General features: G+C 72.0%; 18 protein-coding genes. 6 read left to right on the top strand and 12 right to left on the bottom strand.

Going from position 1 to position 20,175, the window contains the following annotated elements; all coding sequences use genetic code 11:
* Window positions 1-114: 114 nt before the first annotated feature.
* Window positions 115-675 (top strand): hypothetical protein, encoded by a 561-nt coding sequence (locus tag ACFVX4_RS09250; RefSeq protein WP_389973585.1) that lies wholly within the window; start codon window positions 115-117, stop codon window positions 673-675.
* A 25-nt stretch (window positions 676-700) separates the two neighbouring features.
* Here ACFVX4_RS09250 and ACFVX4_RS09245 read toward each other — a convergent pair whose 3' ends face one another.
* From ACFVX4_RS09245 to ACFVX4_RS09190, 12 genes are all read right to left on the bottom strand, one after another.
* A complete protein-coding gene (locus tag ACFVX4_RS09245; RefSeq protein WP_389973582.1) occupies window positions 701-889 on the bottom strand; it encodes a hypothetical protein in 189 nt (62 codons plus the stop codon).
* 130 nt (window positions 890-1,019) lie between these two features.
* Window positions 1,020-1,550: a tRNA (adenosine(37)-N6)-threonylcarbamoyltransferase complex ATPase subunit type 1 TsaE gene (tsaE, locus tag ACFVX4_RS09240; protein WP_389973579.1), complete on the bottom strand. Its 531-nt coding sequence runs from the start codon at window positions 1,548-1,550 to the stop codon at window positions 1,020-1,022.
* On the bottom strand, window positions 1,519-2,775 hold the full coding sequence (locus tag ACFVX4_RS09235; RefSeq protein WP_389973575.1) for an alpha/beta fold hydrolase: 1,257 nt from the start codon (window positions 2,773-2,775) through the stop codon (window positions 1,519-1,521). Before ACFVX4_RS09235 ends, tsaE begins: the two co-directional genes overlap by 32 nt.
* Before the next feature lie 93 nt (window positions 2,776-2,868).
* Window positions 2,869-4,023 carry an alanine racemase gene (gene alr, locus ACFVX4_RS09230; RefSeq protein ID WP_389973573.1) on the bottom strand — a complete coding sequence of 385 codons (1,155 nt, stop codon included), beginning with the start codon at window positions 4,021-4,023 and terminating at the stop codon, window positions 2,869-2,871.
* 97 nt (window positions 4,024-4,120) lie between these two features.
* Window positions 4,121-4,504: a DUF488 domain-containing protein gene (locus tag ACFVX4_RS09225; RefSeq protein ID WP_389973570.1), complete on the bottom strand. Its 384-nt coding sequence runs from the start codon at window positions 4,502-4,504 to the stop codon at window positions 4,121-4,123.
* 51 nt (window positions 4,505-4,555) lie between these two features.
* Window positions 4,556-6,007, bottom strand: a complete 1,452-nt coding sequence (locus ACFVX4_RS09220) for an NAD(P)H-hydrate dehydratase (RefSeq protein WP_389973568.1) — start codon at window positions 6,005-6,007, stop codon at window positions 4,556-4,558.
* 4 nt (window positions 6,008-6,011) lie between these two features.
* The gene (locus ACFVX4_RS09215) at window positions 6,012-6,380 is read right to left on the bottom strand and encodes a holo-ACP synthase (protein WP_093897275.1); all 369 of its coding nucleotides are present in this window, start codon (window positions 6,378-6,380) and stop codon (window positions 6,012-6,014) included.
* A gap of 20 nt (window positions 6,381-6,400) precedes the next feature.
* A complete protein-coding gene (glmS, locus tag ACFVX4_RS09210) occupies window positions 6,401-8,248 on the bottom strand; it encodes a glutamine--fructose-6-phosphate transaminase (isomerizing) (RefSeq protein WP_389973565.1) in 1,848 nt (615 codons plus the stop codon).
* A 194-nt stretch (window positions 8,249-8,442) separates the two neighbouring features.
* The gene (locus ACFVX4_RS09205) at window positions 8,443-9,270 is read right to left on the bottom strand and encodes an alpha/beta fold hydrolase (RefSeq protein ID WP_389973562.1); all 828 of its coding nucleotides are present in this window, start codon (window positions 9,268-9,270) and stop codon (window positions 8,443-8,445) included.
* Window positions 9,271-9,981: 711 nt separating this feature from the next.
* Window positions 9,982-10,731: a copper homeostasis protein CutC gene (locus ACFVX4_RS09200; RefSeq protein WP_389973559.1), complete on the bottom strand. Its 750-nt coding sequence runs from the start codon at window positions 10,729-10,731 to the stop codon at window positions 9,982-9,984.
* Window positions 10,728-12,251 (bottom strand): M81 family metallopeptidase, encoded by a 1,524-nt coding sequence (locus tag ACFVX4_RS09195; protein ID WP_389973556.1) that lies wholly within the window; start codon window positions 12,249-12,251, stop codon window positions 10,728-10,730. Before ACFVX4_RS09195 ends, ACFVX4_RS09200 begins: the two co-directional genes overlap by 4 nt.
* Before the next feature lie 22 nt (window positions 12,252-12,273).
* Window positions 12,274-13,494 carry an ROK family protein gene (locus ACFVX4_RS09190; protein ID WP_389973553.1) on the bottom strand — a complete coding sequence of 407 codons (1,221 nt, stop codon included), beginning with the start codon at window positions 13,492-13,494 and terminating at the stop codon, window positions 12,274-12,276.
* Window positions 13,495-13,776: 282 nt separating this feature from the next.
* Between ACFVX4_RS09190 and ACFVX4_RS09185 the strand changes: the two genes are divergently transcribed.
* From ACFVX4_RS09185 to ACFVX4_RS09165, 5 genes are read left to right on the top strand one after another with little or no spacing between them, the layout of a single operon-like run.
* Complete coding sequence (locus ACFVX4_RS09185; RefSeq protein WP_389973550.1) at window positions 13,777-15,597, top strand: peptide ABC transporter substrate-binding protein; 1,821 nt, start codon at window positions 13,777-13,779, stop codon at window positions 15,595-15,597.
* 50 nt (window positions 15,598-15,647) lie between these two features.
* On the top strand, window positions 15,648-16,607 hold the full coding sequence (locus tag ACFVX4_RS09180; protein WP_093897706.1) for an ABC transporter permease: 960 nt from the start codon (window positions 15,648-15,650) through the stop codon (window positions 16,605-16,607).
* Window positions 16,604-17,503: an ABC transporter permease gene (locus tag ACFVX4_RS09175; protein ID WP_389973547.1), complete on the top strand. Its 900-nt coding sequence runs from the start codon at window positions 16,604-16,606 to the stop codon at window positions 17,501-17,503. The genes ACFVX4_RS09180 and ACFVX4_RS09175 overlap by 4 nt, the downstream gene beginning before the upstream one ends.
* The gene (locus tag ACFVX4_RS09170; protein ID WP_389973544.1) at window positions 17,500-19,209 is read left to right on the top strand and encodes a dipeptide ABC transporter ATP-binding protein; all 1,710 of its coding nucleotides are present in this window, start codon (window positions 17,500-17,502) and stop codon (window positions 19,207-19,209) included. Before ACFVX4_RS09175 ends, ACFVX4_RS09170 begins: the two co-directional genes overlap by 4 nt.
* Complete coding sequence (locus tag ACFVX4_RS09165) at window positions 19,206-20,141, top strand: ROK family protein (protein ID WP_389973542.1); 936 nt, start codon at window positions 19,206-19,208, stop codon at window positions 20,139-20,141. Before ACFVX4_RS09170 ends, ACFVX4_RS09165 begins: the two co-directional genes overlap by 4 nt.
* The last annotated feature ends 34 nt before the right edge of the window (window positions 20,142-20,175 follow it).

The following is a 20,175-nucleotide window of genomic DNA, read 5'->3' as shown; positions in this document are numbered from 1 at the left end:
CCGTACGGCGTCCCGGTGCGACCGGTCCCGGCTGCTACCGTCAGCGTGTACACGCGGGTACGACGTAAACGCTAAACGCTTGTACGACATACGGAAGCGAAAGGGGCGCGCACGGTGTCTAGGGGCAGCTCGGGAATCGTGGCCGGGCTCACTGCGGCGGCGCTCGTCGCGGTCGGCGTCCTGGCCTTCCAGGCATCGGCGAACGCCCCCGACAACCTCGCGGCCCCCAAACCGAAGGCTTCCGCCACCGCCACCGAGCACGCGAAGCCGAAGGAGAAGTCGCGCCCGGCCGCGCTCCCCGCGCACTCCGGCACCGGGAAGCGGGTCGTGTACTCCCTGGAGGACCGCCGTGTGTGGCTCGTCGACGCGGACGGGAAGGCGACCCGGACGTTCGAGGTCATGCCGAGCGCGCTGAATCCGCTCCCCGGCACCTATCAGGTGAACACCCCGCGCTCGGGAGCCCCCACCAAGGGCTCGGACGGCGTGATGATCGAGCACGTGGTGCGGTTCGCGATGGTGGACGACGTGGCCGTGGGCTTCAGCGCGGCGGTCGACGGCTCGATGGAGAGCCCGGACCCGACGCTGAAGGCGGGTGGCGTGCGGATGTCCCGGGCCGACGGGAACGCGATGTGGGACTTCGCGCTGGTGGGCACGAAGGTCGTCGTCCTCCCCTAGGGCGTGTTTCGCCCGGCCCGGCGTTTCAGCCCGCCCGGCGTTCGAGATCCGGCTCGGTACGGGGCGCGGGTGCGGCCGGAGCTCCGTCGTCGGTTCCGTCGTCCTCGTCCGCGGACGGCGGCGGGGTGGAGACCGCCGTGGCCGCGGCACAGGCCGCCAGCAGGTCCTTCATCGATGGCGGCGGCGGCACTTCACGTTCGGCGGACGTCGTCATGGATGCCTCCTGAGGCTCCGATGGAAGGCGTGGTTAGGCAGACCTAACCAGCTCTCGTCATCCATGTGACCACGCCCGCACCGCCCGGCGCAACAATTTGCCGACAGCCTGTCGGAATCCGGCCCCGCGCTCAGACCTCGCGCAGTCCCGCCCAGCGCGCGCCGATCCCGATCAGTGTCACCTCGCGCCGCTCGTCGTCCGTGTCGCCGACCGCGCGGTCGATCACCACCTGCAGCCGGTCGTCGGACAGCTCCTCGACCTTGCCGTCGCCCCACTCCACGACCACCACCGACTCCGGCAGCGACACGTCGAGGTCCAGGTCCTCCATCTCGTCGAGCCCGCCGCCCAGGCGGTACGCGTCGACGTGGACCAGGGCCGGACCGCCGGTCAGCGACGGGTGGACGCGGGCGATCACGAAGGTGGGGGACGTGACCGCGCCGCGCACGCCGAGGCCCTCGCCGAGACCCCGGGTCAGCGTCGTCTTCCCGGCGCCGAGCTCGCCGGTGAGCATCACGAGGTCGCCGGGCCGCAGGACCGCGGCGATCCGGCGGCCCAGCGCCTGCATCTGTTCGGGGGACCCGACGGCCAGGCTCACGGTGACGGCGCCCGGCGCGGCGCCCTCGGTGGCCTCAGTCGCCAGGCTGTTGTGCGGTGCTTCCATGTCCGCCAACGTTAGCCGTTGACGGCACGGCTCCGATGCGTACCAGCAGGTCCGCCAGCCGGTCCGTGACCGTCTCGGGGTGCTCCAGCATCACCAGATGGCCGGCGTCCGGGACGATGACCAGCTCCGCGTCCGGGAGCTGGTCCGCGATGGTCTCGCTGTGCGAGCTGGGCGTCACCAGGTCCTTGTCGCCCGCCAGGATCAGCACCGGGACGTCACGGAAGGCGGGCAGCGCGCCGCTCTTGTCGTGTTCGGTGAAGGCCGGATAGAACTCGGCGACCACATCGATCGGGGTGGACTCGATGAGCCGCTCGGCGAACCGCTCGACCGCCGGATCGACGTCCCGCGAACCGAACGAGTACCGCTTGATCAGCCCGGCGAAGAGATCGGCGGTCGCCCGGCGGCCCCGTTCCACCAGCTCCGCCTGGGAACCGAGCGCCCGGAGCACCCCGGGCAGCACCCGCCGCACCGCGTTCACGCCCGCGATCGGCAGCCCGAAATTGACCTCGCCGAGCTTCCCGCTCGATGTGCCGACGAAGGCGACGGCGGCGACCCGGTCCCGGATCAGCCGGGGGTACCCGTCGGCGAGCGCCATCATCGTCATGCCGCCCATCGAGTGCCCCACGAGCACCAGCCGCCCCTCGGGGGCAGCCGCTTCGATCACGGCCATCAGATCGCGGCCGAGCTGGTCGATGCCGACCGGGACGCCCTCTGCCTGGTCCCGGCCCCGCTCGGAACGGCCGTGGCTGCGCTGGTCCCAGTGGACGGTGCGGACCAGACCGCGCAGCGCCGCCCGCTGGAAGTGCCAGGAGTCCTGGCTGAGGCAGTAGCCGTGGCTGAAGACCACGGTGACGGGCGCGGGGTCCTTGCGGCCGAAGAGCCGGCGGCGGCGCGTGCCGGAGCCGGCGGCGTCGCCCCCGCTGCCCGCGGCGCCGCCCGTCCCGCCGTCCGGTTCGACCTCGTCGACCTCGTAGTACAGCTCGGTGCCGTCGTCGGCGGTGGCCCGGCCCGGCAGCCCGCGCAGCGAGCCGTACGGCCCGGTGGCGTCCAGGGCCAGCCTGGCCCTTCTGCGCATGCCCCGGCCGACCGTGAGCCGCTCGACCGCGACACCGGCGGCCGCGCCCGCCGCGATCACACCTATGGCGGCTCCCGCGATACCCGCCCGGCGCCAGCCGACCGCCGTAGCGGCCGTCGTCACCGCGTCCCCCGCGCTGATCTCGCTCACCGTGCCGCGCTCCTCGTCGGTCGTATCCGTCAGGTCAGGGCCGGTCTGTTCCGGTCGTGATCAGATCGTGCCTGGTCAGGGGCGCACGATGGGTCAGGACTCGGCCGGGGTCGCGTGCAGGTGCACGCGCGGTACGCGGGTGCCGATCCGGGTGACGATCTCGTACGCGATCGTGTCGGCGGCCTGCGCCCAGTCCTCGGCGCTCGGCTCGCCCCGGTCCCCCGGGCCGAAGAGCACCGCCTCGCTGCCCACCTCGATCTCGTCCCCGTCGAGATCGACGACGAACTGGTCCATGGCCACCCGGCCGGCGATCCGCCGGGTGACGCCGCCGACCAGGACGGGCGCCCGGCCGGAGGCGTGGCGCGGGATGCCGTCCGCGTAGCCGACCGGCACCAGGCCCAGGGTGGTCTCGGCGGAGGTCGTGTAGTGGTGGCCGTAGCTGATGCCGTGGCCGGCCGGCACCTGCTTGACCAGGGCGACCGACGCGATGAGCGTCATGACGGGGCGCAGCCCGAAGTCGGCCGGGGTGCCCAGCTCGGGGCTGGGCGAGATGCCGTACATCGCGATCCCGGTCCGTACGAGGTCGAAGTGCGCCTCGGGGATGGTCAGCGTCGCCGGGGAGTTGGCCATGTGGCGCACCTCGGGTTCGACGCCCTCCTTCTCGGCGTGCGCCACCATGTCCCGGAACACGGCCAGCTGGGCGGCGATGGAGGGGTGGCCGGGCTCGTCGGCGCAGGCGAAGTGGGACCACAGGCCGGTGATCCGGACGGTGCCCGCGTCCTCGGCGGCGCGGGCGGCGGCGACCAGCTCCGGCCAGTCGGCGGGCTGGCAGCCGTTGCGCCCGAGGCCGGTGTCGGCCTTGAGCTGGATCCGGGCCGGGACGCCCGCCTCCGTGGCCGCGGCGACGACCTCGCGCAGGGCCCACATCCCGCTCACCGACACGTCGATGTCGGCCTCGATCGCCTCGCGCCAGGGACCACCCGGGGTCCACAGCCAGCACATCACCCGGCCGCCGAGTCCGGCGGCCCGCAGGGCGAGCGCCTCCTGCGGCGTCGCGGTGCCCAGCCAGGTCGCCCCGGCCTCCAGCGCGGCGCGGGCGCAGGGCACCGCCCCGTGCCCGTACGCGTCGGATTTGACGACGGCCATGAGCTGCGCGCCGCCCGCCCGCGCGCGCAGCACCCGCACGTTGGCGCGCAGCGCGGCGAGGTCGATCTCGGCACGGGCTCTCAAGGACGCTGTCTCGTTCATCGCGCCCAGTCTCTCAGAGGCGTACGGCAGGGCCCTCGGGCGGCGGGTCGGAAGGGGCCCGCCGCAGCGGGCGTCCGCCCGCTGCCGGGTGCGCACCTCAGTGATGGCGCAGCTCGTGTTCCAGATGGTCGACGATGACCGGGACATGGCTGTGGGGCACGTCCTTGACCGCCGTGATCAGTGTCACCGGGCCGCCCTCCCGGACCAGTTCGACCAGTTCCCGGACGGCCGTCGTGTGGACGGGGTCGGCCAGTTCGGCGCGGTAGCGCTCGACGAACGCGTCGTAGCGGGTGGCGGTACGGTCCTCGTGGTACCAGTCGCGGAGCTCGTTCGACGGGGTGATGTCCTTGAGCCACTTGTCGATCGCGGCCTTCTCCTTGGACTCGCCACGCGGCCAGAGCCGGTCGACGAGGACGCGGGTGCCGTCACCGTCCTCCTTCGGCTCGTACACCCGGCGTACGCGTACCTCGCTGCTGCCCACGGTCGGCCCTCCTGTCCGCTGCGGTCGGCTCCTGCGTGCGCCCAGGATCGCTCAGGCCCGTACGTCCCGCCACGCCGCCGGGATCGCCTCCGCGACGTCCTGGGCGGCGACGGGCGAGCCGTCGGAGGCGTGGCGGGCGGCGAGTCCGTGCAGATGGGCCCCGGCCGACGCGGCGTCACGCGGGGCGAGGCCCGCGGCCAGCAGGGAGCCGGTCAGTCCGGAGAGGACGTCGCCGCTGCCGGCCGTGGCCAGCCAGGAGGTGCCGGTCGGATTGACCCGTACGGGAGTGTCCGGGTCGTCGGTGGCGACCAGGGTCGTCGACCCCTTGAGCAGGACCGTGGCGCGGTAGCGGGCGGCCAGCTCCCGTACGGCGGCGAGCCGCCCCGCCTCGACCTCCTCGCGCGGCACACCGAGCAGCGCGGCGGCCTCACCGGCGTGCGGGGTGAGCACGGTCGGCGCGGTGCGCGCGCGTACGGCACCGGCGTCCAGCAGCCGCAGCCCGTCCGCGTCCACCAGCACCGCGACGTCCGCCGCCAGCACGTCCCGGACCCCCTCGGCGGCCTCCGCGCCGTCACCGAGTCCGGGCCCGACGACCCAGGCCTGCACCCGCCCCGCCTTCGACGGCGGCCCCGCGTGGACCAGCGTCTCCGGATGACGGGCGATCACCGCGTCCGCGCCCGGACCGACGTACCGCACGGCCCCCGCGCCGCCCCGCAGCGCCCCGGAGACGGCCAGCACCGCCGCGCCCGGGTACCGCGCGGAACCGGCGACGATGCCGACGACCCCGCGCCGGTACTTGTCGCTCTCGGCGCCGGGGACGGGCAGCAGCGCGGCGACGTCCGCGTACTGGAGCGCCTCCAGGTCGGGTACGTCCGGCAGTTCGGGCCCGAGCCCGATGTCGACGAGGCGCAGCGCGCCGGCCCGTTCGGCGGCCGGGTCGACGAGCAGGCCCGGCTTGTACGTGCCGAAGGTGACGGTCGCGTCGGCGCGCACCGCCTCGCCGGGCACCTCGCCGGTGTCGGCCTCGACCCCGCTGGGCAGGTCGACGGCGACCAGGGGCGCGCCGGTCGCCGCGAAGGCCCGCACCAGCTCGGCGGCGCCCGGACGCAGCCCGCCCCGGCCGCCGATGCCGGTGATCCCGTCCACCACGAGATCGATGTGGCCGCCCCAGGCGTCCGCGCCCTCCGCGACCCGCCCGCCGGCCGCGATCAGGGCCGTGAGGCCGCCCTCGTGGGCGCGGTCCGGCGAGGTGAGTACGGCGCGCACGCCGGCGCCCCGGCGGGCGAGCCGGGCGCCCGCGTACAGCGCGTCGCCCCCGTTGTCGCCGCTGCCGACGAGGAGGACGACCCGGGCCCCGTACACCCGGCCGCGCCGCCGCAGCACATCGGCGCAGGCCGCCGCGAGTCCCGCGGCGGCGCGCTGCATCAGCGCGCCCTCGGGCAGCCGGGCCATCAGGGCCCGCTCGGCGGCCCGTACGGTCTGAACGCTGTAGGCGGTACGCATGTGCTCAACCCTCCGCGATCACCACGGCGGACGCCACCCCCGCGTCGTGGCTGAGCGACACGTGCCAGTGCCGTACGCCCAGCTCGGCGGCGCGGGCGGCGACGGTGCCGATCACCCGCAGCCGGGGCTGCCCGCTGTCCTCGACGTACACCTCGGCATCCGTCCAGAGCAGGCCGCTCGGCGCGCCGAGCGCCTTCGCGAGGGCCTCCTTCGCGGCGAACCGCGCGGCGAGCGAGGCGATACCGCGCCGCTCGCCACTGGGCAGCAGCAACTCGCTCTTCAGGAAGAGCCGGTCGGCCATCTGCGGCGTACGCTCCAGCGCCGCGTCGAACCGTTCGATCTCGGCCACATCGATCCCGACCCCGATGATCACGCGTGTTCCTTCACTGTTCGCTACTCCACGGTCACGGACTTCGCCAGATTGCGTGGCTGGTCCACATCGTTGCCGCGGGCCGTCGCCAGTTCGCAGGCGAATACCTGCAGCGGCACGGTCGACACCAGCGGCTGGAGCAGCGTAGGCGTAATGGGGATCCGGATCAGGTGGTCGGCGTACGGGACGACCGCCTCGTCACCCTCCTCGGCGATGACGATGGTGCGGGCACCGCGGGCCCTGATCTCCTGGATGTTCGACACGACCTTGTCGTGCAGCAACGACCGGCCGCGTGGCGACGGCACCACCACGACGACCGGGAGGCCGTCCTCGATGAGCGCGATCGGGCCGTGCTTGAGCTCACCGGCGGCGAAGCCCTCGGCGTGCATGTACGCGAGCTCCTTGAGCTTCAACGCGCCTTCCAGGGCCACGGGATAGCCGACATGGCGGCCCAGGAAGAGCACGGTGTCGTGACCGGCGAGGGAGCGGGCGAGTTCGCGTACCGGCTCCATGGTCTCCAGGACCCGTTCGACCGCGCCGGAGATCTCGGAGAGCTGGCGGATGACGGTGCGGATCTCGTCGCCCCACTTCGTCCCGCGGACCTGTCCGAGATACAGGGCGACGAGGTAGCAGGCGACCAGCTGGGTGAGGAAGGCCTTGGTGGAGGCGACGGCGACCTCGGGGCCGGCGTGCGTGTAGAGCACGGCGTCGGACTCCCGGGGGATGGTGGAGCCGTTCGTGTTGCAGATGGCGAGGACCTTCGCGCCCTGTTCGCGGGCGTGCCGCAGGGCCATCAGGGTGTCCATCGTCTCGCCGGACTGCGAGATCGCGACGACCAGGGTGCGGTGGTCGAGGATCGGGTCGCGGTAGCGGAACTCGCTGGCCAGCTCGGTCTCGCAGGGGATGCGGGTCCAGTGCTCGATGGCGTACTTGGCGATCATCCCGGAGTGGAAGGCGGTGCCGCAGGCCACGATGACGACCTTGTCGACCTCGCGCAGTTCGTACGGCGGGATGCGTACCTCGTCGAGGCGGAGCGAGCCCGAGCCGTCGATCCGTCCGAGGAGCGTGTCGGCGACGGCCCTGGGCTGTTCGGCGATCTCCTTGAGCATGAAGTAGTCGTGGCCGCCCTTCTCGGCGACGGAGACGTCCCAGTCCACGTGGTACTCGCGGACCTCGGCGGGCCGCCCGTCGAAGTCGGTGACGGTGACCCCCTCGCGGCGCAGCTCGACCACCTGGTCCTGCCCCAGCTCGATCGCGGAGCGGGTGTGCGCGATGAACGCGGCGACGTCGGAGGCCAGGAACGACTCGCCCTCCCCCACCCCCACCACGAGCGGCGAGTTGCGCCGGGCCCCGACCACCGTGCCGGGTGCGTCCGCGTGCACGGCGACGAGGGTGAAGGCGCCCTCCAGCCGGCGGCAGACCTGCCGCATCGCCTCCGCCGGGTCGGCGCAGGAGGAGAACGCCTCGGCGAGCAGATGGGCGACGACCTCCGTGTCGGTCTCGGAGGCCAGGTCGTGGCCGCGCTCGGCGAGTTCGGCGCGCAGGGCGGCGAAGTTCTCGATGATCCCGTTGTGCACGACGGCGACACGGCCCGCGTTGTCGAGGTGCGGGTGGGCGTTGGTGTCGGTGGGGGCGCCGTGGGTGGCCCAGCGGGTGTGTCCGATCCCGGTGGTCCCGGCCGGGAGCGGCGTCTCGGCCAGGGCCTTCTCCAGATTGACGAGCTTGCCGGCCTTCTTGGCGGCGGCCAGACCGCCGTCCGCGAGCACGGCGAGGCCCGCCGAGTCGTAGCCCCGGTACTCAAGGCGCTTGAGACCCGCGACGACGACGTCCTGGGCCGACTGTCCACCGACGTAACCGACGATTCCGCACATACCATTCCCTTCCTGGTCGCTCACCCCGTTTCTTCGCATCGTCGCAGAAGGCGAACAGGGCGGCAGAAATCAGGCGTGGTGCGCCGGCCCGGCCGGAGCGGGAGGAAGCCGGGGCGTGGTCCTGAAGCCGGGTCGTCGCACTGAAGCCGGGTCGTCGCCCTGAACGGCCCGGCTCTCCCCGGCGAACCGGTGGTTCAGCGCTTGAGGAACTCCAGGAGGTCCTTGTTGAACTTCTCCTTGTCGCCCGGGACGAGCGCGATGCCGTGGGAGCCGCCCTCGTAGACCTTGAGGGTCGCGTCCGCGATGAGTTCGGCGGACTTGCGGCCCGTGGCATCGATCGGGACGACCTGGTCGTCGTCACCGTGGACGACCAGCGTCGGAATGTCGAACTTCTTCAGGTCCTCGTGGAAGTCCGTGGCCGCGAAGGCGTCGACACAGGCGACACCGCCCTCGATGGTCTCGGCCATGGCCATGTGCCAGAAGGCGTCCTTGTTGCCCTGCGTGACCTTGTTGCCGTCGCGGTTCGCGCCGAAGAAGCCGACCGCGGTGTCCTTCCAGAACTGCGAACGCTCGGTGCGGATGCCCTTCTTGATGTCGTCGAAGACGGCCTGCGGCACGCCCTCGGGGTTGTCCGCGCTCTTGAGCATCAGCGGGGTGATCGCCGAGAGCAGGACGGCCGATCTGATCCGGCCGGTGCCGTGGCGGCCGATGTAGCGGGCGAGTTCGCCGCCGCCCATCGAGTGGGCGACCAGCGTGACGTCCCGCAGGTCCAGTTGGGTGAGCAGGTCGTCGAGGTCGTCCGCGAAGGTGTCGAAGTCGTAGCCGTCCCAGACGGGGGTCGAGCGGCCGTGCCCGCGCCGGTCGTGGGCGATGCCGCGAAATCCGTTGTCCGCGACCGCCTTGAGCTGGTCCTGCCAGGCGTCCCCGTTCAGGGGCCAGCCATGGATGAAGACGACGGGGCGGCCGCGGCCCCAGTCCTTGTAGAAGATCTCGACACCGTCACGCGTGGTCACCGCGGGCATATGTGTTGTCCTCTCGTGTGTGCCGACCGGCCGCGTCGCCGCCTGCGCCGGGAGGCGGGCCTGCTGCCGCGAGCCGGGTGAAGGGGTGGAATGACCGGAGCGAGTGACGCGCCCGGACCTCCCCCGCCCAGCGTGTCGCCGAACGCGGCATCCGCAATCCGAACCGCGGGGCCCGGCTGGCCGCTCCCGCCGCTCCGAGCGCGGCGATGCGCTCCCCGGAGCGCCTTCTCCCGTTCTGGGACCGAAAGGCACGCACACGTCCGAACGGGCGACACTCCACGCCAACCCCGCACGGGCACCGCTGGAACGGACAGCCGAACGCGACATGCACACCCTCGCCCCCACGCACCCTGCTCCACCAACCCACCCCACTCCAGAACTGCAACCACTGCGACCGCGCCTTCCGCTCCCCCGCCCCCGGCAACTGCCGCGACTGCGAGAGCGGGCTGTCGCTCACGGGGTAGCCATGGGCAGCGGTCGGGAAGCGGCACCCCCGGGGAGCCGTGCGGGCCGGCGCATCGCCGAACCGCGCCTGGAGCGCTGGCTCGACAGTGCCGAGCACGGCCGGAATCACTCATCGGCGCAGTCGCCGCAATCCTCCGCGAGCCGCAGTCCCGGATCCGCTTCGCGCTCCGGCAGCAAGCCATCCGGGGCGGTGCGCGGACCGGCGCCCGGCCGCGAAGTCCCGCCGGGCGTACGGAAACGCGAGGCTCAGCCCGCCATCGCCCGCCGCGCCTCGGCCACCACTTCGGGATCGGTGACGAAGTGAGTGTCCTGCTCGGCCGACGCACCCCCGGCGCCGAGCGGTACCCAGCCGCCGCCACGCCGGGGCAACGCCCTGGTCTTGGCGGAGAGATGGACGGCGGCGGCTCCGGCCGAGGTCAGGGCCGGGATGTCCGCGGGGCGCACCCCGCCGCCGGCCATCACCTGCACTCCGGATGCGACGGCGGCCATCGCGGCGATCGTCTCCAGCCCGTCCGCCGCGACGGGGGCACCGCCCGATGTGAGGACCCGGGTGAGGCCGAGCGAGGGCAGCAGCGCGGCGATGGCCACCGGGTCGGCGGACTGGTCGACTGCGCGGTGCAGGGTGATGTCCACCGGCCGGCCCGAGGCCCGGGCCGCCTCGGCGAGCCGGGCAACCGCCGCGGTGTCCAGGGCGCCGTCGGCGGTCAGCGCGCCGATCACCACACCGGAGGCGCCGGAGGCGATGACGGACCGCACCTCGGCGGCCATCAGCGCGATCTCCTCCGCGTCATGGACGAAGTCGCCGGGCCGGCACCTGACCAGCACCTGCACCGGCAGCCCTTCCTCGGCGACCGCCTCCACCAGGGCTGCCGACGGGGTCAGGCCGCCCAGCTCCAGGGCGGCGCAGAGTTCTACCCGGTCGGCGCCGTGCTCCCGGGCGGTCCGGGCGCCGGCCGGTGAGGTGACGGCGATCTCCAGGGCGGGGCGCGCGGTCACTCGTCGTCCCCGGTCAGCGGCTGGTCGGAGGCGGAGATGATGCGGGCCGACAGATCCGGGTCGGCCATCTCGCGGTCGAAGGGGAACATCGGGCGGCGGATGCGATGGTGGCCCAGGCGTACCAGGTCCTGGTCCACACCGCCGGGGGTGAGCGCCATCTTCCACCCGACCGACATGTCGAAGAGTTCGGGCTCCAGGTAGCCGATCTTCACGATCACGATGTCGGCGCCGCGCGGGTCGAGGTCCAGGTCGGTGAAGTCGTGCTCGTGGTGGTAGGGCTTGCGAAGCCCGGTGAGGATCGCGTACACGCTGCCGATCCGGATCACGACCTCGGTCCGGGCGTCGCGGTCGCCGTGCCGGATGGCGTGCACCGTGCCGGTCAGGGTGACCGGGCCCGCGTGCCGGTCATCCACCTCGGCGCCGGCGGTGACCGTGACGGTGGCGCCGACACCCGCGGCGACGGCGGTCTCGACGGCGGCCGGTCCCGGCACCGAGGCGTAGATGACGGTCGGACCGTCGTCCTTCTGGAACTCCGGGCGGGCCAGCAGCCGGGTCAGGCCCCAGGTCATGTCGCCGGCGCCCCCGGCGGTCGGGTTGTCCCCGGTGTCGCTGATGAAGTACGGACGCTGGTCGGAGCCCAGGGCCTCGTCCAGGATGCCGTCGAAGGTGCCGGTCGGGGCGACGAAGTCGAAGTCGTCGCGGGCCTTCCAGAAGCCCTCGGCCAGGCGCTCGGCACCGGCCGAGACGGCGGCCCGGTCGGTGCCGGTGACCACCACCACGGCGCGGTTGCGCGGTTCGTCGGCCCAGGCGTAGCCGACCCATATCGCGGCGTCGATCACGCCGTCCATGGCCTCGACCTCGTCAACAGCCGCGTACACGCTCCTGGCCGGCTCGATCCGGGTGGAGGTCTGCTCGCCGGCCAGCAGCACTGGCACCGGCACCCATGCCTTGACCGGGCGGGGCCCGCCGGAGGCCAGCAGCTCCACCAGGTTACGGACAGCCCGCTCCTTGGTCTCCATGTGGTCCTCGTGCGGGGCCATCCGGTAGCAGGTGATCAGGTCGCTGCCGTGGGCGAGTTCGCGGGAGACGTTGCCGTGCAGGTCCATCGAGGTGGAGATGATCACGTCGGGGCCGACGGTGGCACGGATGCGCTCCAGCAGCACCGCCTCGGCGTCGTCGATGCCCTCCACGGTCATCGCGCCGTGGATGTCGTACCAGAGGCCGTCCGGCCGGGGCAGCGCGGCGAGCCGTTCGATCAGCTCGTCGGTCAGCTCGGCCCAGGCGGCGGCGGTGACGGTGCCGCCCGGCAGCGACTTGCCGACCAGGGCGCCGTGCCAGTCGGCCGCCTCGCGCAGTTCCTCACCGGGGGCCAGGAAGGGGTAGCGGTCCAGCACCTCGGCGCCGCGCGAGGGGTGGAAGGCGGCGGCCTGGGTGCGGGCGGGGGAGAAGGTGGACGACTCGATGCCGAGTCCGGCGATGGCTATGACCGGGCGGGCTGCGGCGGTGCGGGATTGCGACATGGCTCCTCGTAGGGGTGGGGCGTCAGACGTGACGGGGCGCTGGGGCGCGGAACCGGTCGGCGGCGCCGACCTCGCTCAGGGCGCGCTGCAGGGCGCGCTGCAGGGCGAACTGCCCGGCGCCGACCAGTCCGGCGTCGGCGCCGAGGCTGGCCCGCTCGATGGTGAGGTGTTCGGTGACGAGCGGGTGGCAGCTCTCGTAGAGCTGGCTGCGCACGGCGGCGACGAACGGCTCCAGGGTGGAGAGGATGCCGCCGAGGTAGACGGCGTCCGGATTGAAGAAGTTGACGTTGGCTGCGAGCACTTGGCCGAGGTAGTCGCCGGCCCTGCGGACCGCGCGGGTGGCCAACGGGTCTGCGTCGATGGCGAGTCGGGCCACGTCCTCGAGGCTGCTGACGTCGGCCCCGCGCTCGCGCAGGATGCGGACCAGGGCGGCGCCGGACGCCACGGTTTCCAGGCAGCCGGTGTTGCCGCAGGAGCAGGGGATGTCGGCGCCGGCGTCGATCCGGATGTGGGTGATGTCACCGGCCGCGCCGGTGCCGCCCCGGTAGAGGCGTCCGTCGACGATGACGCCGGCGCCGATCGCGGAGCCGATCTTCACCGTGATCGTCTGCCGGTGCTCGGCGGGCCGTACGGTGTGCTCGCCGACCGCCATGCAGTTGGCGTCGTTGTCCACGGCGGCCGGGACGCCGAAGCGTTCCTCCAGCCAGGCGGTGACCGGGAAACGGTTCCAGCCCGGCATCCGCGACGGCAGGACGACCGACCCCGACGCGATGTCCACCGGCCCGGGCAGCGAGAGCCCGACCCCGCGCAGCCGGCCACGTCCGCGCTGCTCGGCCAGCGCCTCCAGTGTCTCGGCGAGCCGGGGCAGAGCCGCCTCGGGGCCGTCGGCGATCACGAAGGGGACGGTCGAGACATCGGTCAGACCGCCGCCGGGCAGCACCACACCGATCCGGGCGTGCCGGCCGCCGAGGTCGGCGGCGACCGCGAACTCGTCGTTGCTTCCCGGTCTCAGCACTTTGCGGGGGCGCCCGCCGGTGGAGGACTGGGTGCCCTCCTCGGCGATCAGCCCACGCTCCACCAGATGGGCCACGGTGAGAGAGATGGTGGAGGCGGCGGCCCCCAGCAGTCCGGCGAGTTCGGCGCGTGAGGAGGCCTGGCCCGATGCGACGAGTTCCAGGACCCGCGCGGCGAGGGCTGGAGTGCCTTTTGCGGCCCTGCGGTCCCATGCACTTATTTCAGTCATGTACGAAGTAACTTCCGCAACGGTGGGTGTGGCGAAGACAATACGCCCGCGCTCGGCGCGGGGGAACAGCTTCGCGAAGGAAGTAGGCCCTGCCCGAAACCCATTCAATCCACCCAAATACCCCCAATGGAGAGAGGGGATCGAGGCAAGAGGGCTTTTTTCGGAGGTGCAGTAACTTACTTTTTACTAATTCTTGTTTGTTTCTTCGGTGTGTCCGGCGTTAGCTGTCGTGAACGCAGTGCCGGTCCCGGGCATACGGGTCCTTTCACTCTGAGGAGAGTCATGTTCCTTGCTCACACGGCGAACAGCCGCCGCTGGGCCCTTGTCACGGGCGCCGCTGTCACCGCGGGTGCTCTGCTGACCGGTTGTTCCGGGGGCGGCACCTCGTCGTCGTCCGCCTCCGGCTCGTCGGACACCATCAACTACGCGCTGCCGGCCAACTTCACGCCGAACTGGATCCTCCCGGTCGGCACCGCCGCGCACCTGAACACCAACAACTCCTCCATATCCCAGTCCCTCTGGGAGCCGCTGATCGCGTACGACGGCTCCACCGGCAAGGTCGGCTGGAACAAGAACAACTCGCTTGCCACCGCCGCCGACTTCGCCAAGGACAGCAAGAGCGTCACGATCACGCTCGGCGACCGGCACTGGAGCGACGGCAAGCAGATCACCTCCCGCGACGTGGAGTTCTGGTTCAACCTGGTCAAGGCCAACAAGGCCGACTGGGCCAGCTACAGCCCGGGCAAGGCGCCGGACAACTGGACCTCGCTGAAGGTCGTCGACGACACGCACTTCACCATCACCTTCGACCAGGCGTACAACCAGCAGTGGATGCTCGCCAACGAGTTGAGCATGATCCGCCCGATGCCGCAGCACGTCTGGGACAAGACCAGCGACTCGGGCACGGTGTCGGACCTCGACCGCACCGCAGCGGGCGCCAAGAAGGTCTGGGCGTACCTGAACGACGCCGCCAAGAAGATCTCCGGTTACGCCACCGACCCGCTCTGGAAGACGGTCAGCGGCCCGTACACCATCAAGTCGTTCTCCACGGCCGGCAAGGTCCAGCTGACGGCCAACGCCAAGTACGACGGCGGCGGCAAGGCCAACATCAAGACCGTGAACCTGCTGCCGTTCACCACCACGGACGCCGAGGAGAACGCGCTCCGGGCAGGCACGGTCGACTACGGCTACATCAACGCGACCAACCTCAGCCAGGAGTCGTCCTTCACCGCCAAGGGCTACACGGTGAAGCCGTGGTCCGGCTGGGCCATCACGTACATGCCCTACAACTTCAACAACCCCGCCATGGGCGCGGTGTTCAAGCAGCTCTACGCCCGCCAGGCGATCCAGATGTCGGTGGATCAGACCACCCTCTCCAAGGTCGTCTTCAACGGCACCGCGGTCTCCACCTACGGCCCGATCCCGCAGGGCCAGAGCTCGTCCTTCGTCTCGTCGGAGCAGAAGAACAACCCGTACCCGTTCTCCACCGCCAAGGCGAAGCAGCTGCTGACCGGCCACGGCTGGACCGAGCAGGACGGCACCATGGTGTGCACCGCGCCGGGCACCGGCGACAACCAGTGCGGCGCCGGCGTGGACAAGGGCACCAAGTTCCGGATGCAGGTGCTCTCGCAGTCCGGTTCGACCGTGACCGACAACATGATGAGCGCCCTGCAGTCGTCGTTCGCCAAGACCGGCATCGACTTCACCATCAAGACCGCCCCGGTCAACTCGGTCCTCTCGCAGGCCGGCCAGTGCAAGGCCGACCAGGCCGGCTGCAAGTGGCAGCTGTCGTTCTTCGGCACCGCGGGCAGCTGGTACTTCCCGGCCTACCCGAGCGGTGACTCGCTCTTCGCCACCGGCGGCGGCTCCAACTTCGGCAGCTACTCCAACCCCGCCGTGGACAAGCTGGTCACCCAGACCACCACCTCCTCCTCCGACGAGGCGGTGCAGAAGTACAGCGCGGCCCTGGCCAAGGACCTCCCGGTCGTCTGGCTGCCGGAGCCGGACTACCAGGTCTCCGTGGTCAAGAAGGGCCTGGGCGGCTTCGCCCAGGACTCCCTCGCCAACTTCCACCCCGCCATGTGGAAGTGGACGACCAAGTGAGCCCGGCCGGTGACCACGCGTACCACTGAGCCGAAGCGACCGGAAAACACATGAGCACTTCCTCGTACCTGATCAGGCGAGTCCTCCAAGCCGTCGTGGTGATCGTCATCGTGACGATCGTGGTCTTCGGCCTGCTGCACGCCCTGCCCGGGGGTCCCGCTCGCGGGATCCTCGGTCCGCAGGCCACGGCGCAGCAGATCGCGTCCTTCAACCACGAGCAGGGCCTCGACAAGCCACTTCCCGTGCAGTACTTCTACTACCTGAACCAGCTGCTGCACGGCGACCTCGGAACCTCGTACACCCTCAATGAGCCGGTCTCCCAGCTCATCACCGAGCGGCTGGCCAAGACCCTGCTCCTCACCGCCCTGTCGGCGATCGTCGGCCTCGTGCTGGCCATCCCGCTGGGCATGTGGCAGGCCGTCCGGCGCAACAAGCCGGTCGACTACGTCATCACCACGCTGAGCTTCATCGCCTACTCCACGCCCGTGTACTTCCTCGGGCTGATCCTGGTGCTGGTGTTCAGCCAGGCGCTGCCTTGGTTCCCGTCCCAGGCCCCGCAGGGGGACACGCTCGCCCAGGTGTTCTCCGAACCGCAGGCGCTGGTGCTGCCGGTCGTCGCCGGTGCCGCCTCGATGATCGCGGTGTTCAGCCGCTACATGCGGGCGGCCACCCTGGAGAACCTCTCCGAGGACTACGTCAGGACGGCGCGGGCCGGCGGTTCCCGCTCCCGCGCCATCCTGTGGCGGCATGTGTTCCGCAACTCGCTGACGCCGGTGGTCGCCATGCTCGGCTACTACGTGCCGGTGCTGTTCGGCGGCGCCCTGGTGGTCGAGCAGCTCTTCAACTACCCCGGTATGGGGCTGCTCTTCTGGACCGCCGCGCAGTCCTCCGACTACCCGGTGCTGCTGGGCTGCGTGCTGGTCATCGCGGCCGCCACGGTGGTCGGCACGCTGCTCGCCGACATCGTCCAGCGGATCATCGACCCCCGAGTGAAGGCAGGCCGGGCATGAGCGCCGTCATCCAGCCGGGCCAGGCGCCCGGCACGGCCACCGCCGCCGCCACGGCGTCCGGCTCCCGGCTCGCCGTCCGGCGCTTCCTGCGCAACCGGCTCGCCGTGGTCGGGCTCGGCGTCGTGGTCCTCTTCTTCCTGCTCTGCTTCGTCGGTCCGCTGGTGTACTCCACCGACCAGACCCACACGATGCTCCAGCAGGTCAACCTCGCCCCCAGCGGCTCGCACTGGCTCGGCACCGACGCGGTCGGCCACGACGAGCTGGGCCGGCTGATGTACGGCGGCAAGGTGTCGCTGATCGTCGGTCTCGCCGCAGGCATCCTGGCCACCGTGATCGGCACCCTGTGGGGCGCCGTCGCCGGCTACGCGGGCGGCTGGGTCGACGCGGTCATGATGCGGATCGTGGACGCGGGGATCGCCATCCCGGCGCTCTTCATCCTGCTGGTGGTTTCCGCCATCACCACCCCGGGCCTGACCGGACTGATCGTCATCCTGGGCTTCGTCTCCTGGCTGGTGCCGTCCCGGCTGATCAGGGCCGAGACGCTCTCCCTGAAAAACCGCGACTACGTCCTGACCCTGCGGGCCATCGGCGGGACGCACGCCCGGGCGATCACCCGGCACATCCTGCCGAACTCGGTCTCGACCATCATCGTCGCGGCCACCTTCCAGATCGCCGACGCCATCCTGCTGGTCGCCTACGTCTCCTACCTGGGTCTAGGCGTCCAGCCGCCGGCCACCGACTGGGGCGGCATGCTCTCGGCCGGACTCACCGCCGCCTACTCCGGCTACTGGTGGCTCATCCTGCCGCCGGGCCTGGCCATCATCCTGGTGGTGTGGGCGTTCAACGCGATCGGGGACGGACTCCGCGACGCATTCGATGTGAGGGGACGCGGATGACCGCCACCCAGGGCTCCGCCGCCCCGCAGGCCGGGCCCATTCTCGAACTCGACGACCTCGGTGTCGTCTTCACCACCGAGACCGGCGAGGTGCCGGCCGTCCGGGGTGTCTCCCTGCACGTCCGCCCCGGCGAGACGCTCGCCCTGGTCGGCGAGTCGGGTTCCGGCAAGTCCACCATCGCGCTGGCCGCGATGGGCCTGCTGGCCGGCAACGCCCGTGCCACCGGCAGCGCCACCATCGCCGGCCACCAGGTGGTCGGTGCCCGCGAGGCCGATCTGGCGGCGCTGCGCGGCCGGACCGTCTCCATGGTGTTCCAGGAACCGGCCACCGCGCTCGACCCGCTGACCCGGATCGGCAGGCAGATCGCCGAGGTGATCCGCAACCACCGCAAGGTGTCCGCCAAGGAGGCCGCCGCCGAAGCCGTCGAACTCCTCCGCAAGGTCGGCATCCCGGAGCCGGAGAGGCGGGCCACCGCCTACCCCTTCCAGCTCTCCGGCGGACAGCGCCAGCGGGTGGTCATCGCCATGGCCATCGCCAACGAACCGGCCCTGCTGATCGCCGACGAGCCGACCACCGCGCTGGACGTCACGGTGCAGGCCGAGATCCTCGACCTGCTGCGCCGGCTCGCCGTCGAGACCGGCACCGGCGTCCTGCTGGTCACCCACAACATGGGCGTGGTCGCGGACTTCGCCGACCGGGTCGCCGTGATGTACCACGGCGAGATCGTGGAGACCGGACCGGTCGAGGACGTACTGCTCCGCCCGTCCCACGAGTACACCGAGCGGCTGCTGGCCGCGGTGCCCCGGCTGTCGGTCGCCGAGGAGGGCCGGCCGGCCGCGCCGGCTGCCGCCGCCCGCCCGGACACCGACCCGGTGGTCGAACTCACCGACATCTCCGTGGTGTTCGGCCGTGGCAAGGGCGCCGTGCGCGCCCTGGACGGGGTCTCGCTCGCCGTACACGCCGGAGAGACCCTGGGCCTGGTGGGCGAGTCGGGCTCCGGCAAGTCCACCGCGTCCCGGGTCGCGCTCGGTCTGATCCCGCCGAGTTCCGGCACCGTCTCGCTGTTCGGCACCGACCTGGGCCGCACCCGTTCCCGGGCCCGCCGGGCGCTGCGGGCCGGTATCGGCGTGGTCCTCCAGGACCCGGTGGCCTCACTGGACGCCCGGATGACGGTCGGCGAATGCGTCGCCGAGCCGCTCAGGGTGCACCGCCGCGAGCTCTCCGCAAAGGACCGCCAGAGCAAGGTCGCCGACGTCCTCGACCGGGTCCGGCTGCCGCGTGAACTCACCCGGCGCGCACCTCGGGAGCTGTCCGGCGGTCAGCGCCAGCGGGTCAGCCTGGCCCGCGCCCTGGTCCTGGAGCCCCGGCTGCTGGTGGCTGACGAGCCCACCAGCGCGCTCGACGTGAGCGTGCAGGAGGCGGTGCTCGAAGTGATCTCCGAGCTCCAGCACGAGCTGGGCTTCGCCTGTCTTTTCGTCTCCCACGACCTGGCCGTCGTACAGCACTTCGCGCAGCGCGTCGTGGTGATGCGGGCCGGCCGGATCGAGGAGCAGGGCCCCACCGGGGCAACCCTGCTGCACCCGGAGACCGACTACACCCGCCGGTTGCTGGCCGCCGTGCCGGTGCCCGACCCGGTGATCCAGCGCGGTCGCAGAGCCGAACGTCTGGCCACCCTGGCGGCCGGCCGGACGGAGGCGCAGGTATGAGCTTCCGTGACCGTACGCTCTTCGCCGGAGTGGACATCGGCGGCACCACGACCCAGGTGGTGGTCTGCGCCGAGGACCTCACCGTGCTGGACCGCGCGGAGGTGGCGACCCCGGCGGCCGACGGCGGCCGGGCCATGATCGGCGCGGCCCTGGGCGCGCTGGCCCCGCTGCTGGAGCGCGCCCCCGGCCGGCTCGCCGGTTGCGGGGTCGGCGCGGCCGGCGTGGTGGACTCCGCCACCGGCCGCATCCTGGTGGCCAGCGACTCCTTCGCCGGCTGGGCCGGTTTCGCGGTGACGGACGCCGTCGAGGAGGCGCTGGGCGTCCCGGCGTTCCTGGACAACGACGTCAACGCCTTCCTCTACGGGGAGGTGTCCGGCGGCGCCGTGCGCGGCGAGTCGGACGTCCTCGGGATGACGCTGGGCACCGGGGTCGGCGGCGCGCTGTGGACCGGCGGCGCGCTGTTCGCCGGGCCGCACGGCGCGGCCGGCGAGATCGGGCACATTCCCGGCTTCGGTGATCTGCTCTGCTCGTGCGGCGGCCGGGGACATCTGGAGACCCTGGCCTCCGGTCGTTCCATCGGCGCCCGTTACGCGGACCGCACCGGCCGCCGGCTGACCGCCCGCGAGGTCGCACAGGCCGTCGGCCGCGGTGACCAGGACGCCCTCGCGGTGTACCGGGCCGCCGGTGCCGGGATCGCCCAGGCGATCGTGATGACGGCGGGCGTCGTGGACATCACCACGGTGGTGGTCGGTGGCGGGGTCAGCCGCGCCTGGCCCCTGCTGGAACCCCTCATCCTGACGTCACTGGCCGCCGACCCGCCGGTCAGCGGCCACCCGGTCCGGCTGGTCAAGGCAGCCCTGGCCTCCGACGCGGTGCCGGTCGGCGCCGCGGCCCGGGCCCGGCAGGAGCTGACGGCGAAGGTCGGGGTCTGAGAGAACCCGGCCGAGGGCGCCACGAGCCTGCTCC

Source organism: Streptomyces sp. NPDC058240 (assembly GCF_042882135.1).
Taxonomy (GTDB): Bacteria; Actinomycetota; Actinomycetes; order Streptomycetales; family Streptomycetaceae; genus Streptomyces.
The sequence above is the reverse complement of the archived record's forward strand: the minus strand, read 5'-3'. Positions and strand labels throughout refer to the sequence as shown.

Coding starts and splice junctions, on each gene's coding strand:
- ACFVX4_RS09245 (WP_389973582.1), bottom strand. CDS start 889: ATGACGACGTCCGCCGAACGTGAAGTGCCGCCGCCGCCATCGATGAAG.
- tsaE (WP_389973579.1), bottom strand. CDS start 1,550: ATGGAAGCACCGCACAACAGCCTGGCGACTGAGGCCACCGAGGGCGCC.
- alr (WP_389973573.1), bottom strand. CDS start 4,023: ATGAACGAGACAGCGTCCTTGAGAGCCCGTGCCGAGATCGACCTCGCC.
- ACFVX4_RS09220 (WP_389973568.1), bottom strand. CDS start 6,007: ATGCGTACCGCCTACAGCGTTCAGACCGTACGGGCCGCCGAGCGGGCC.
- glmS (WP_389973565.1), bottom strand. CDS start 8,248: ATGTGCGGAATCGTCGGTTACGTCGGTGGACAGTCGGCCCAGGACGTC.
- ACFVX4_RS09205 (WP_389973562.1), bottom strand. CDS start 9,270: ATGCCCGCGGTGACCACGCGTGACGGTGTCGAGATCTTCTACAAGGAC.
- ACFVX4_RS09195 (WP_389973556.1), bottom strand. CDS start 12,251: ATGTCGCAATCCCGCACCGCCGCAGCCCGCCCGGTCATAGCCATCGCC.
- ACFVX4_RS09190 (WP_389973553.1), bottom strand. CDS start 13,494: ATGACTGAAATAAGTGCATGGGACCGCAGGGCCGCAAAAGGCACTCCA.
- ACFVX4_RS09185 (WP_389973550.1), top strand. CDS start 13,777: ATGTTCCTTGCTCACACGGCGAACAGCCGCCGCTGGGCCCTTGTCACG.
- ACFVX4_RS09180 (WP_093897706.1), top strand. CDS start 15,648: ATGAGCACTTCCTCGTACCTGATCAGGCGAGTCCTCCAAGCCGTCGTG.
- ACFVX4_RS09175 (WP_389973547.1), top strand. CDS start 16,604: ATGAGCGCCGTCATCCAGCCGGGCCAGGCGCCCGGCACGGCCACCGCC.
- ACFVX4_RS09170 (WP_389973544.1), top strand. CDS start 17,500: ATGACCGCCACCCAGGGCTCCGCCGCCCCGCAGGCCGGGCCCATTCTC.
- ACFVX4_RS09165 (WP_389973542.1), top strand. CDS start 19,206: ATGAGCTTCCGTGACCGTACGCTCTTCGCCGGAGTGGACATCGGCGGC.